This window comes from Aeromonas sp. ZOR0001, assembly GCF_000801015.1.
Lineage (GTDB): Bacteria > Pseudomonadota > Gammaproteobacteria > Enterobacterales > Aeromonadaceae > Aeromonas > Aeromonas veronii.
In genome coordinates, this window is the sequence record NZ_JRJY01000033.1 from 64,472 (window position 1) to 77,478 (window position 13,007).

The window sequence follows — 13,007 nt, forward strand, 5'->3', positions numbered from 1 at the left end:
ATGGCGGCCCAACAGCACAAGGTGGTGTGCTCCGCTCACCTTATCGCACGCTATTGCCAGGTAACACCATCGCCCCATAAAGTCAGCCAATAAAAAGAGCGCCACCAGGGCGCTCTGTTGTCGAGTCGAGGGGATTAGAGTTTCTCCAGATCCCGCTCGATTTCGCTGATCTTGTTCTGTACCACTTTTTCCAGATGGCGCAGGTCGCGCAGGATCTTCTGCTTGATGTCCGGGTCGGCTTGCTGATGGACGCCCTGGGTCAGGTTATCCAGCTCATCCACCACATATTTGAGGTTGGCGTTGATCTCGGTGACATCCTTGTACTCATGGGTACCGGAGTTGACCAGCATGGTCTTGCGCTGGCGGGGATACTTGAATTTGACACTCTTGGCGAAGAACTCGCCCTTCTGCTTCTTGAAGTAGATCTTGAGGATGTCGTGGTTGGCCTCCTGGCGCAGGGTGTAGCTATCGACGGAGGCGGGATCCTGGATCCCCAGGCTCTTCAGATTCTCGTACATCAGGCTTCCTCGGTTTGAAACGATCCTGTCCCATCCATCTTAACCGATGCCTCATGGCTTGCCTGTGACAAGGGCGCCAAAATCAAAAGGGCGCCATAAGGCGCCCTTTTCATCACAGCAATGCTGACTACTCGTCGATGGAGCGCAGCAGGGCGTTGATGCCGACTTTGGCGCGAGTCTTGGCATCGACCTTCTTGACGATCACCGCCGCGTAGAGGCTGTACTTGCCGCATTTGGAGGGCAGGGAGCCGGAGACGACCACGGAGCCAGCCGGTACGCGGCCGTAGTGGATCTCGCCGGTTTCACGGTCATAGATGCGGGTGGACTGGCCGATGAAGACGCCCATGGAGATGACGGAACCTTCCTCGACGATGACCCCTTCAACCACCTCGGAGCGGGCACCGATAAAGCAGTTGTCTTCGATGATGGTCGGGTTGGCCTGCAGCGGTTCCAGTACGCCACCGATGCCGACGCCGCCGGAGAGGTGAACGTTCTTACCGATCTGGGCGCAAGAGCCGACAGTGGCCCAGGTATCGACCATGGTACCTTCGTCAACGAAGGCGCCGATGTTGACGTAGGAGGGCATCAGTACGGTATTGGGGGCGATAAAGGAGCCTTTGCGGGCGGTTGCCGGCGGCACCACGCGCACACCCGCTTCCTTGAACTGCTCGGCGGTGTAGTTGGAGAACTTGAGGGGAACCTTGTCGTAGTACTGGGCATCGTCGCCCTTGATGATGCCGTTGTCGTTGATGCGGAAGTAGAGCAGTACCGCTTTCTTCAACCACTGATGGACAACCCACTCACCGGCGATCTTCTCGGCAACCCGCGCCTTGCCGGAGTCCAGCAGGTCGATGGCTTGCAGGATGGCGGACTTGGTGGCGCTATCCACGGAGCCCGGAGTAATGGTGTCGCGGCGCTCGAAGGCCGCTTCAATGATCTGTTGCAACTCGGTCATGACAGGTTTCCTTTAAAAAATTCTGTTTGTTGTATCACACTTTTCCGACTGTTTTTAAGGGGTTGACCGGAATTCTTCCAGCCAGCGACCATTTCTTCATCCGATGTGCTCCAACCAGTTGTTTGGTATGGCAAAAAACGCCCGACAATCAGCCTCTTTCGAATCACAATTCGCTTAATCCAGTACCGATTGCTGGGGATTGAGCTGGTGTACCAGTCGCTCTTCCAGCTGTTTTTGCTGTTCGGCGGTCAAGGGCTCGCCATCGAGGCTGGTCAGGCTGAAAAAGTCCTCGACCCTCTCACCGAAAGTGGCGATTTTGGCGGCGTGCAGCGACAGCCCGCACTGCTGGAAAACGGCACCGATCCGCGCCAGCAGGCCGGGGGTATCGAGGGCCGTCAGCTCCATCAGGGTGTGACGGCTCTCCCCTTTAGTGGGCGAAGAGCGGGGCAGGAAGACTACCCGGGTCGGCACGCTGAACTGGCGGTGGCGCCGTGACAACGGCTTGTTGCGCAGCACCAGCTTGCCCGGCTCCTGCAGCGCCTTCTCCAGCGCCTTCTTGATGGTGGCAGTGCGGTTGGGGCTGATGGGTTCGCCGCTCGGCTCCAGTACCACGAAGGTATCGAGCACATAGTTGCTGCGCGAGTTCATGATCTGGGCGTCGTGGATGTTGAGGTTCTTCTGATCCAGCGCCGAGGCCACGGTGGCAAACAGATTCGGGGTATCGCGGCAGTAGATAAACACCTCGCTGCCGCCGCGGGTCGGATGTTTGCCGATGATCACCAGCGGTGCCGGATTGTCGCCATGCTCGATGATGTGGCGGCAGTGCCAAGCGATCTGCTCCGGGCTGTGACGCAGGAAGTAGTCAGCCTTGAAATCGGCCCAGAGCTGATTGATCGCCTCTTCCGATACATCCCGTTGCGCCAGCAGTTGCTTGGCCTGACGCTGGTTTTCGCGAATGCGCAGCCGCATATCGGGCGGGTTCTCCAACCCCTGGCGCAGCGCCTTCTGGGTCGCGAAGTAGAGCTCCCGCAGCAGGGTGCCCTTCCAGTCGTTCCACAAGGTATCGTTGGTGGCGCAGATATCGGCCACGGTGAGGCAGTAGAGCAGGTCGAGATGCTGTTCGTCGCGCACCTTCTGGGCAAAATCGGTGACTACGTCGGGGTCATAGATATCGCGGCGCTGGGCGGTAACCGACATCAGCAGATGGTGGCGCACCAGCCAGGCGACCAGTCGGCTCTCGTAGCGATCCAGACCGTGCAGCTGGCAGAACTCCAGCGCATCGACGGCGCCCAGTTCCGAGTGATCGCCACGCCGTCCCTTGGCGATATCGTGGAACAGGGCGGCGATGCTGAGCAGCTCCGGTTTGCGCAGCCGGGTGAAGACCTCGTGGCAGAGCGGGTGGCTCTGGCGACTGGCCGGATTGGGGAACTGATGAATGTTCTTGAGCAGCCGATGGGTGTGCTCATCTACCGTGTAGGCGTGGAACATGTCGAACTGCATCTGGCCGACGATCAGGTTCCACTGGGGCAGATAGGCGGCGAGGATGCCGTATTTGTGCATCAGGGTGAGCGGCAGGCCGATGCCGTTGGGGTGGCGCAGCAGTGCCATAAAGAGGCGACGGCAGTCGGGTAAGTCTTGCAGCCAGCAGTTGAGTTTGCGCCGTGCCTCGCGCAGTTGGCGCAAGGTGGCCGAGTGGATGCCCGCAATCTCGGGATGCTGGGCCATCTGGTAGAAGAGGCGCAGGATAGCGGCCGGTTCACGGCTAAACAGCTCCGCATCCACCGCATCAATTAGGCGGCCACGGAGCTGGAACTCGTCGGAGAGGCGGCGCACATCCATGGCGGTGTTGCCGAGGATCGCCTCGTCAAACAGCTGCAGCAGCATCTCGTTGAGCTCCGAAACACGCCGCACCGTCTGGTAGAAGCGCTTCATCATCTGCTCGACCGGAGTGTTGCCTTCCCCCTCGAACCCCAACATCTGGGCCACGGTGCGCTGGCGATCGAACAGCAGGCGGTTATCCCCCTTATTGATGGCCATGTGCAGGGCGAAACGCACCTTCCAGAGAAAATTCTGGCAGTCGAGCAGCTCACGATACTCGGCGCGATTGAGGAAGCCGTGGCTGGTCATCTCGAACAAGGTGGTGGCGCCAAAGTGGCGGCGGGCGACCCAGGCGAGGGTTTGAATATCCCGCAGGCCGCCCGGATTGCTCTTGAGATCCGGCTCCAGCTTGTAGGCTGTGCCGAGAAACTGCTGATGGCGCTCCGCCTGCTCCTGGCGCTTGGCGCGAAAGAAGGCTTCGCTCGGCCAGAAGTGCTGGGGGCCGGTGGCCTCTTTCAGTTGCCGGAAGCCCTCCTGGCGACCTGTGATGTAGCGGGCCTCAATGAGGTTGGTGGCGACAGTGATATCGGCGCGCCCCTGCTCGAGGCACTCCGCCACGTTGCGCACCGCCTGACCCACCTCCAGCTTGAGATCCCACAGCAAGGTGATGAACTCGCCGATGCGCAGTCCCAACACCTCGTCCAGGTCGTCGCCGTCATAGAGGATCAGCAGGTCGATATCGGAGTGTGGGTGCAGCTCGCCGCGACCATACCCCCCCACAGCGATCAGGGTCAGATCGCTCTTGTCAAAGCCGAACTTCTGCCACAACCGGCAGAGCAACTGATCCATGTACTCGGAGCGGGTGGCGACCAGCTCGATGATGTTGTCGCCGGCATCAAAACGGGCGTGCAGCCAGCCGAGAAAGCGGCTCAGGTACTCTTTGCAGTTGTCGCGAGTGAGCTGATCATCGGGTAACAAATGGGGGGAAAGCAGGCTGGCGTCCATGGCATCTCACACACAGTGGCAGGCAAATGGCTGAAACAGAAGTAAAAACCCCGGCGCTTTGGAAGTTCAGGGCCGGGGTTCGATGTTAGCTGTGTTTGATGAAGCGGTCGATAGTGTCATCGGGGCGCAGGGTGAGCACCTCGCAGCCATCCTCGGTCACCAGCAGGGTGTGTTCCCACTGGGCGGAGTCGCCGCCATCCTTTGTGGTTACGGTCCAGCCATCCTTCGGATTGACCTTGCAGTGATACTTCTTGCTGTTGACCATCGGCTCGATGGTGAAGCACATGCCCGCTTTCAGCTCCAGTTTGCCACTGTTGCGGTAGTGGAGGATCTGCGGCTCTTCGTGGAACTCGGCACCGATACCGTGACCGCAGTAGTCACGCACCACGGAGAAACCGGCCTTCTCGACGATGGGCTGAATGACGGCGCCAATCTCGGTGATGCAGGCACCCGGACGCACCTTCTTGATGGCAGCGTAGAGGCTCTCTTGCGCAACTTTGCAGAGCTGGCGGCGCAGCGGGGTGGTTTCACCCACGATGAACATGGCCGAGGTATCGCCGTGGTAGCCATCCTTGATGACGGTGATATCCAGGTTGATGATGTCGCCATCGCGCAGCTTCTTGTGATTCGGGATACCGTGGCAGATCACATCGTTCACCGAGGTGCAGATGGATTTGGGGAAGCCGTGGTAGTTGAGCGGAGCTGGAACCGCCTGTTGTACGTCGACAATATAGTCGTGGCAGAGGGTGTTCAGTTCGTCAGTGGTGACGCCAGCTTTGACATGGGGCGCAATCATGACCAGCACATCGGCGGCCAATTGGCCGGCAACGCGCATCTTTTCAATCTCTTCCGGTGTCTTGATTTTAATGGACATGGGATCTCTCTTGCGGCCTGCCGCTGGGCCTGCGATGGCAGACAGGACAGGTAATGAAAAATAGATGCGTTTGCAATCAGGGCAAAATTTTATCCGCAACCCCCTCGTACTTCCAGTGTGATTGTCATCACAACGTCAAATCAGCGTCGCAGCATCCTCTGACGGGATCCATATTTACACCTGTTTAGGGTGTCGGCCGGTGGTGTCCTGAACAAAGTTATGGTATAAAGCGCGCCGGAATGGGGAACTTGCGTCCCGATTTCATCACCCTTACTTAAACAACACACACACATCGACACATATGCCGGGGTGCCTTAACGGGTCGGTTATATGGGATGTGTGGAGGCCTAACCCCAATACAGAGGTATAAAATGGCTAAAGTTTCTATGCGCGACATGCTGCAAGCCGGCGTTCACTTCGGTCACCAGACTCGTTACTGGAACCCGAAAATGAAATCCTACATCTTCGGTGCCCGCAGCAAAGTTCACATCATCAACCTGGAAAAAACCGTTCCGATGTTTGACGATGCCATGAACTTCATCAGCTCCGTAGCTGCCAAGAAAGGCAAGGTACTGTTCGTTGGTACCAAGCGTGCCGCGTCTGAAGCCGTAAAAGAAGCCGCTGAGCGTTGCGACCAGTTCTATGTAAACCACCGCTGGCTGGGCGGTATGCTGACCAACTGGAAAACCGTTCGTCAGTCTATCAAGCGCCTGAAAGATCTGGAAACCCAGAGCCAGGACGGTACCTTCGACAAGCTGACCAAGAAAGAGGCGCTGATGCGTACTCGCGAAATGGAAAAGCTGGAGAAGAGCCTGGGTGGTATCAAGAACATGGGCGGCCTGCCTGACGTTCTGTTCGTTGTCGATGCCGACCACGAGCATATCGCTATCAAAGAAGCCAATAACCTGGGTATCCCGGTAGTTTCCATCGTTGATACCAACTCCAACCCGGACGGCGTTGACTATGTCATCCCGGGTAACGACGACGCTATCCGTGCCGTACAGCTGTACCTGAATGCTGCTGCTGACACCGTACTGGAAGCTCGCGCTCAGGACATCGTTGTTCAAGCCGAACAAGATGGCTTCGTTGAAGCTGAGTAATTGATAAGGACTGTAAAGCCCTTATTAACCAAGCTGATGTAATTGGTTAGCAGGGGCCCTTGTGGCCCCTGTTTCTTGTCAATTCAAGACCGAGGATACTGGACATGGCTAACGTTACTGCCGCCCTGGTAAAAGAACTGCGCGAGCGCACTGCCGCTGGCATGATGGATTGCAAAAAAGCACTGGAAGAAGCTGCTGGTGATATCGAGCTGGCAATTGAGAACATGCGCAAATCCGGTCAGGCCAAAGCCGCCAAGAAAGCTGGCCGTATCGCCGCTGAAGGCGTTATCTTTGCTCGCACCGAAGGCAACGTTGCCGTCATGATCGAGCTGAACAGCGAAACCGACTTCGTCGCCAAAGATGCCAGCTTCATGGCAATGGGCCAGAAGATCGCTGACATCGCTGCGACCCAGAAAATTGCTGACGTTGACGCGCTGAAAGCCGCTGACTTCGGTAACGGCGAATCCGTCGAGCTGACCATCACCAACCTGATCGCCAAGATCGGTGAGAACATGAACCTGCGTCGCGTGATGCTGGTTGAAGGTGACAACCTGGGTACCTACGTTCACGGTTCCCGCATTGGTGTTATCACCAAGCTGACCGGTGGTTCTGCCGAGCTGGCCAAAGATCTGGCCATGCACGTTGCTGCCAACAGCCCGCAATTCGTCAAGCCTGAAGACGTGTCTGCTGAAGTCGTTGCCAAAGAGCGCGAAATCCAGATCGACATCGCCATCAACTCCGGCAAGCCGAAAGAGATCGCCGAGAAGATGGTTGAAGGCCGCATGAAGAAGTTCACCGGTGAGGTTTCCCTGACTGGTCAACCGTTCGTGAAAGATCCTTCCATGACCGTTGCCGAGCTGCTGAAGAAAGAAGGCGCTGACGTTGTCTCCTTCACCCGTTTCGAAGTGGGCGAAGGCATCGAGAAGCAAGAGACCGATTTCGCTGCTGAAGTTGCAGCCCAAATCGCGGCCGCTCAAAAGGCCTAATCGAACCGGTTTTTCCGTTTCCCCAGACCGCGACTTATGTCGCGGTCTTTATATGACCAGGAATCAGTGACATGAGTACCAATCCCAAACCTGCATACAGACGTGTTCTTCTGAAGTTGAGTGGTGAAGCCCTGCAAGGATCCGAGGGTTTCGGCATTGATCCGGCGGTGCTGGAGCGTATGGCCCAAGAGATCAAAGAACTGGTTGAGTTGGGTGTTCAGGTCGGTCTGGTCATCGGTGGCGGCAACCTGTTCCGTGGTGCCGGTCTTGCCAAAGCGGGCATGAACCGCGTGGTGGGCGACCACATGGGTATGCTGGCAACCGTGATGAACGGTCTGGCCATGCGTGATGCCCTGCATCGTGCTTATGTGAATGCCCGTCTGATGTCTGCCATCTCCCTGCAGGGCGTCTGCGACTCCTACAGCTGGGCCGAGGCAATCAGCCAGCTGCGTGCTGGCAAAGTCGTTATCTTCTCTGCCGGTACCGGCAACCCCTTCTTCACTACCGATTCTGCGGCTTGCCTGCGCGGGATCGAGATCGAAGCTGACGTGGTGCTCAAAGCCACCAAGGTTGATGGTGTATACAACGAAGATCCGGTCAAGAATCCGGATGCCGTGCTGTATCATGAACTGAGTTATGATGAAGTTCTTGAAAAAGAGCTCAAGGTGATGGATCTTGCTGCCTTTACCCTGGCACGTGACCATGATCTGCCGATCCGCGTGTTCAACATGAACAAACCGGGTGCCCTGCGCCGGGTTGTCATGGGTGAACCGGAAGGCACTCTGATCCACCACGTTGGTAAATAAGATAAAAGTGAGCCACCTGGCGCTCTTATCCTATCCATCACGTCAGTAAATAAGATAGACACGGGCCGTGTAGCGGCTCGTTCGCCAAAAGGAAAACCACTGTGATCAACGAGATTAAAAACGACGCCAAGGACCGTATGGGCAAGAGCGTAGAAGCGCTCAAGACTCAAATGTCCAAGATCCGTACCGGCCGCGCTCACCCGAGCCTGCTCGACGGCATCCAGGTTGAGTATTACGGTGCTGCCACTCCGCTGAAACAGTTGGCCAACGTCGTGGCAGAAGATGCTCGCACCCTCTCCATCTCCATTTTTGACCGCTCCATGATCCAGGCGGTAGAGAAGGCGATCCTGACCTCCGATCTGGGCCTGAACCCGTCCAGCAATGGCCAGACCCTGCGCGTGCCGCTGCCGCCGCTGACCGAAGAGCGTCGTCGTGACCTGACCAAGATCGTCCGTGCCGAAGCGGAAAACGCTCGTGTTGCCGTGCGCAACATCCGTCGTGACGCCAACGCCGACCTGAAAGCGCTGCTGAAGGACAAAGAGATCTCCGAAGACGACGACCGTCGCGCTCAGGAAGAGATCCAGAAACTGACCGACTCCTACATCAAGCTGGTCGATGAGGCCCTTGCCGTAAAGGAGAAGGAGCTAATGGAAATCTAACCGTCTGAAAGGTATATTACGAGCGCCGTGTAGTGCCCCTGCACGGCGCTTTTGTCTTTGTGGGAGAATTACATGTCGCTTTTGGCTGCGTTGGGTGATTGTGCCAACTCGTCTTTACCCCGTCACGTCGCCATCATCATGGATGGTAACGGTCGCTGGGCCCAGAACCGAGGCAAGATGCGGGTTTATGGCCACAAGGCGGGCGTCAAGTCAGTGCGCGAGGCCGTTACCTTTGCTGCGCGTGCCAAGATCGAGGCATTGACTCTGTTTGCATTCTCCAGCGAGAACTGGCGCCGCCCGGAAGGGGAGGTCAGTGCCTTGATGGAACTGTTCATCACAGTGCTGGGTCGTGAGGTGCAGAAACTGCACAACAACGGGATCCGGCTCAAGGTGATTGGCGATACTGCTCGCTTTAGTGAGCGGTTGCAGGCCAAAATCGCCAAGGCGGAAGCCTTGACCGCCAATAACAAGGGGTTGACCCTGAACATTGCGGCCAACTATGGCGGCCAGTGGGATATCGCCCAGGCGGCCCGCAAGCTGGCTAAAGCAGTGGCTGCCGGTGAACTGGCCGCTGACGACATTGATGAATCCATGTTGACCCGTGAGGTTTGCATGGCCGATCTGCCACCCGTGGACCTGTTGATCCGCACCGGTGGCGATCATCGCATCAGCAACTTTGTGTTATGGCAGCTCGCCTATGCCGAGCTCTATTTTACCCCGGTATTGTGGCCCGATTTCAACGAGGCCGAGTTCAGTGAGGCTGTAGCCTCTTTCGTTGCCCGCGAGCGTCGCTTCGGTTGCACGGGTGAACAGATACGGGAATTGATCGCCGAGCAGCAGACCGGCTAAACCCCGCTCCCAAGAGAGAGGTTTCTTTTGCTAAAACAACGAATTATTACTGCTTTGATGTTGATCCCCCTGGTGTTGGGGGCGCTCTTCTTTCTGCCATTGAAATTTTTTGCCCTGTTGGCAGCGCTGGTGTTTTTGTTGGCCAGTCGCGAATGGAGTGGGTTTGTCTCTGCTGCTCCGCAGCAATGGTTACCCATCGTATTTTGTCTGTTGCTCGGTGCCAGCCTCTTTTGGCTGCCGGTGGAGCAACTCTGGACGCCCCACCTGCACCCCCTCGTGATGGGCGTGCTCTGGACCGCGGTAAGCTGGTGGTTGCTGGGTCTGCTGCTGGTGTTGCGTTATCCCCAAAGCGCCAGGCTTTGGAAAGAGTCTATCTGGCTCAAGTCGCTGTTTGGTCTGGTGACCCTGGTTCCCTTCTTCTGGTCGCTGGTCGCCATCCGTGGTTACAACTTTTACCATGACCCCATGATGGGGGCCTGGATCCTGTTGTTCGTGATGGGACTGGTCTGGGCGGCAGATTCTGGCGCGTATTTTTTCGGCAAGGCGTTCGGTAAGCACAAGCTTGCCCCCGCCGTCAGTCCGGGCAAAACCATCGAAGGGATGTGCGGCGGCCTCTTTACCGCCAGCCTGCTGGCCATCGGTGTCACCTGGTCGATGGGATTTGTTCCTGCCAAGATGATCACCGTGCTGTTTTGCTCTCTGCTGGCGGTGCTGGCCTCCGTACTCGGCGATCTGACCGAAAGCATGTTCAAGCGCGAAGCGGGCATCAAGGATTCCGGCACCCTGCTGCCGGGTCATGGCGGTATTCTCGACCGGATCGACAGCCTGACCGCCGCTCTGCCGGTGTTTCTGCTCAGTTATCTGCTACTCAGTCAGGAGTTTTGATGCACAAGTCACTGGTTATTCTGGGGGCCTCCGGCTCCATCGGTCAGAGTACCTTGAAAGTGCTGCGCCATAACCCGGGCAGTTGGCAAGTGTTGGCGTTGACCGCCGCCCGCAACGTGGATGCCATGTTGCGGGACTGCCTCGAATTCTCCCCCCGTTTTGCCGTGATGGTCGATGAGGATGCCGCCCGTGAACTGGCTGCCCGTCTGAAAGCGCACGGCAGTGCGACCCGGGTTATGTCTGGTGCAGCAGCCCTTTGCGAGGTTGCCGCTCACCCCGACGCCCATAGCGTGATGGCCGCCATTGTCGGTGCGGCCGGACTGGCCCCGACTATGGCCGCGGTACGTGCCGGCAAGCGTATTTTGCTGGCCAACAAGGAGGCGCTGGTGATGTCCGGTGCTTTCTTCATGGAAGCCGTGCGCGAACATGGCGCCGAGCTGCTGCCCATCGACAGTGAACACAATGCCATCTTCCAGTGTCTGCCTACTGCTGTGCAGCGCCAGCCCGGTTTTTGCGATCTGGCTGCGGCGGGGATCAGCAAGATTTTGCTGACTGGTTCCGGCGGCCCGTTCCGTTACACCGAGATCAGCGAGCTGGCGAAGGTGACGCCTGCGCAGGCCATCGCTCATCCCAACTGGTCGATGGGGGCCAAGATTTCGGTCGACTCCGCCACCATGATCAACAAGGGGCTGGAGTACATCGAGGCGCGCTGGTTGTTCAATGCGGCGCCAGAGCAGATCCAGGTGGTGATCCACCCGCAGTCGGTGATCCACTCCATGGTGCAGTACAAGGATGGCTCCGTGCTGGCTCAGCTTGGCAATCCGGATATGTGTACCCCCATTGCCCATGCGCTGGCTTATCCCAATCGCATCCCCTCCAGTGTGGAACCTTTGGATTTCTTCAGTGTCGGAGAGTTCAGCTTTATCCGGCCTGATTATGATCGCTACCCCTGTCTGGCGCTGGCCATCAATGCCTGCCAGAAGGGACAAGCGGCGACCACTGCGCTCAATGCAGCCAACGAGGAGGCGGTTGCCGCCTTCCTGACCGGGCGCATCGGTTTTATGGATATTGCCCGGATCAATGAGGCAGTGATGCTGGCGCTGGAGAGCAGCGCCATCGGCTCGCTCGATGATCTGTTTGCCCTGGACGGTGCGGCAAGAGCCCGTGCTCACACTTTGATTGAGGAGCTTGGCTGATGGGCGGTGTGTTGTGGAATATCGGTGCCTTTGTTGTTGCGCTGGGCCTGCTGGTCGCGGTGCACGAGTTTGGTCACTTCTGGGTGGCCCGTCGTTGTGGCGTCAAGGTTGAGCGCTTCTCTATCGGTTTTGGCAAGGCGATCTGGCGCCGGATGGGTAAAGATGGCACCGAATATGTGCTGGCGCTGATCCCGCTCGGTGGTTACGTCAAGATGCTCGATGGCCGGGTCGATGAACTCAAGCCCGGTGACGAGCAGTATGCCTTCAACCACAAGAGTGTCTGGGCGCGGATGGCGATTGTCGCCGCAGGTCCCATGGCCAACTTCGTCTTTGCCCTGTTTGCCCTCTGGCTGATGTTTATCATCGGGGTGCCGAGCGTCAAGCCGGTGATCGGTGAAGTGCGTCCGGCATCCATCGTGGCCGAGGCGGGTGTGCTGCCCGGGATGGAGATTGTCGGGGTCGGCGATGAGCTGACCGGTGACTGGGAGAGCGTCACCTACGCTCTTATCAGTCATCTGGGTGATGATGCAGTGACTCTCAAGGTGCAGGCACCCAATACCGGCTATGCCACCGATAAAACCTTGTCGCTGACCGGCTGGACCTTCGATCCGGATAAAGAGTCGCCTATAGGCAGCTTGGGGATCGTCCCCCTGAGTGGCAAAGTGCTGCCAGTCGTGGCTGCAGTGGTGGCCAAGAGTGCCAGTGAAAAGGCGGGGCTGCAGGTCGGTGACCGTATCAAACAGGTCGGCGATCAGCCTATTACCGCGTGGGCCCAGTTTGTCGAACTGGTGCAGCAGGCACCGGGCGAACCCCTGCAAGTGGTGGTTGAGCGCAACAACAGTGATCTCAACCTGACCCTGACCCCGGATAGCCGCAAGGTGCAGGGCAAGCTGGTAGGATTCGTCGGTCTCTCGCCGCAACTGGTTCCATTACCGGATGAATATCGAATTCTGTTACAGTATGGGCCTTTGCAGGCGCTGTGGCATGGCGCGGACAAGACCTGGAGCCTGATAACGCTCACCTTTGACATGATTGGCAAGTTGATCGGTGGCATCGTGTCGCTGGACAACCTGAGCGGCCCCATCTCCATTGCCAAGGGCGCCGGCAGCAGTGCCGACTATGGTCTGGTCTATTTCTTGAGTTTTCTGGCGCTGATCAGCGTCAACCTGGGAATTATCAATCTGTTCCCCCTGCCGGTGCTTGATGGTGGCCATCTGGTCTATTTCCTGATCGAAGCGGTCACCGGCAAGCCGGTATCAGAGAAAATACAGGAAGTGGGTTTCAGGATCGGCGCCGCCATTCTGATGTTATTGATGGGCATTGCGCTGTTTAACGATTTCGCTCGCCTCTGAGGCC

The 13,007-nt window shown here is 57.7% G+C and carries 12 protein-coding genes; 8 read left to right on the top strand and 4 right to left on the bottom strand.

Annotated elements, in window-relative coordinates; translation table 11 throughout:
• Positions 1-134: 134 nt before the first annotated feature.
• From L972_RS03520 to map, 4 genes are all read right to left on the bottom strand, one after another.
• Positions 135-518, bottom strand: coding sequence for a DUF3461 family protein (locus L972_RS03520; protein ID WP_047435596.1), 384 nt, complete (start codon positions 516-518; stop codon positions 135-137).
• 127 nt (positions 519-645) lie between these two features.
• Positions 646-1,473, bottom strand: a complete 828-nt coding sequence (gene dapD, locus L972_RS03525) for a 2,3,4,5-tetrahydropyridine-2,6-dicarboxylate N-succinyltransferase (RefSeq protein ID WP_005338581.1) — start codon at positions 1,471-1,473, stop codon at positions 646-648.
• 174 nt (positions 1,474-1,647) lie between these two features.
• Positions 1,648-4,296, bottom strand: coding sequence for a bifunctional uridylyltransferase/uridylyl-removing protein GlnD (gene glnD / locus L972_RS03530; protein WP_047435600.1), 2,649 nt, complete (start codon positions 4,294-4,296; stop codon positions 1,648-1,650).
• A gap of 85 nt (positions 4,297-4,381) precedes the next feature.
• Positions 4,382-5,170 carry a type I methionyl aminopeptidase gene (gene map, locus L972_RS03535; protein ID WP_005338579.1) on the bottom strand — a complete coding sequence of 263 codons (789 nt, stop codon included), beginning with the start codon at positions 5,168-5,170 and terminating at the stop codon, positions 4,382-4,384.
• A gap of 371 nt (positions 5,171-5,541) precedes the next feature.
• Here map and rpsB point away from each other — a divergent pair, with 371 nt between their 5' ends.
• From rpsB to rseP, 8 genes are all read left to right on the top strand, one after another.
• Entirely contained in the window at positions 5,542-6,270 is a 729-nt protein-coding gene (gene rpsB / locus L972_RS03540) for a 30S ribosomal protein S2 (protein ID WP_005303470.1), read from the top strand.
• Positions 6,271-6,374: 104 nt separating this feature from the next.
• Positions 6,375-7,256, top strand: coding sequence for a translation elongation factor Ts (gene tsf, locus L972_RS03545; RefSeq protein ID WP_005338578.1), 882 nt, complete (start codon positions 6,375-6,377; stop codon positions 7,254-7,256).
• A gap of 71 nt (positions 7,257-7,327) precedes the next feature.
• Positions 7,328-8,062 (top strand): UMP kinase, encoded by a 735-nt coding sequence (gene pyrH, locus L972_RS03550; protein WP_005338577.1) that lies wholly within the window; start codon positions 7,328-7,330, stop codon positions 8,060-8,062.
• Positions 8,063-8,163: 101 nt separating this feature from the next.
• The gene (frr, locus tag L972_RS03555) at positions 8,164-8,721 is read left to right on the top strand and encodes a ribosome recycling factor (RefSeq protein ID WP_005338576.1); all 558 of its coding nucleotides are present in this window, start codon (positions 8,164-8,166) and stop codon (positions 8,719-8,721) included.
• Positions 8,722-8,793: 72 nt separating this feature from the next.
• Positions 8,794-9,570, top strand: coding sequence for a polyprenyl diphosphate synthase (gene uppS, locus L972_RS03560; protein ID WP_005338574.1), 777 nt, complete (start codon positions 8,794-8,796; stop codon positions 9,568-9,570).
• Positions 9,571-9,597: 27 nt separating this feature from the next.
• Positions 9,598-10,455: a phosphatidate cytidylyltransferase gene (locus L972_RS03565; RefSeq protein ID WP_041236011.1), complete on the top strand. Its 858-nt coding sequence runs from the start codon at positions 9,598-9,600 to the stop codon at positions 10,453-10,455.
• The gene (gene ispC, locus L972_RS03570; RefSeq protein WP_047435620.1) at positions 10,455-11,651 is read left to right on the top strand and encodes a 1-deoxy-D-xylulose-5-phosphate reductoisomerase; all 1,197 of its coding nucleotides are present in this window, start codon (positions 10,455-10,457) and stop codon (positions 11,649-11,651) included. Before L972_RS03565 ends, ispC begins: the two co-directional genes overlap by 1 nt.
• Entirely contained in the window at positions 11,651-13,003 is a 1,353-nt protein-coding gene (gene rseP / locus L972_RS03575) for a sigma E protease regulator RseP (protein WP_047435624.1), read from the top strand. The genes ispC and rseP overlap by 1 nt, the downstream gene beginning before the upstream one ends.
• Positions 13,004-13,007: the final 4 nt, after the last annotated feature.

Coding starts and splice junctions, on each gene's coding strand:
- L972_RS03520 (WP_047435596.1), bottom strand. CDS start 518: ATGTACGAGAATCTGAAGAGCCTGGGGATCCAGGATCCCGCCTCCGTC.
- dapD (WP_005338581.1), bottom strand. CDS start 1,473: ATGACCGAGTTGCAACAGATCATTGAAGCGGCCTTCGAGCGCCGCGAC.
- glnD (WP_047435600.1), bottom strand. CDS start 4,296: ATGGACGCCAGCCTGCTTTCCCCCCATTTGTTACCCGATGATCAGCTC.
- map (WP_005338579.1), bottom strand. CDS start 5,170: ATGTCCATTAAAATCAAGACACCGGAAGAGATTGAAAAGATGCGCGTT.
- rpsB (WP_005303470.1), top strand. CDS start 5,542: ATGGCTAAAGTTTCTATGCGCGACATGCTGCAAGCCGGCGTTCACTTC.
- tsf (WP_005338578.1), top strand. CDS start 6,375: ATGGCTAACGTTACTGCCGCCCTGGTAAAAGAACTGCGCGAGCGCACT.
- pyrH (WP_005338577.1), top strand. CDS start 7,328: ATGAGTACCAATCCCAAACCTGCATACAGACGTGTTCTTCTGAAGTTG.
- uppS (WP_005338574.1), top strand. CDS start 8,794: ATGTCGCTTTTGGCTGCGTTGGGTGATTGTGCCAACTCGTCTTTACCC.
- ispC (WP_047435620.1), top strand. CDS start 10,455: ATGCACAAGTCACTGGTTATTCTGGGGGCCTCCGGCTCCATCGGTCAG.
- rseP (WP_047435624.1), top strand. CDS start 11,651: ATGGGCGGTGTGTTGTGGAATATCGGTGCCTTTGTTGTTGCGCTGGGC.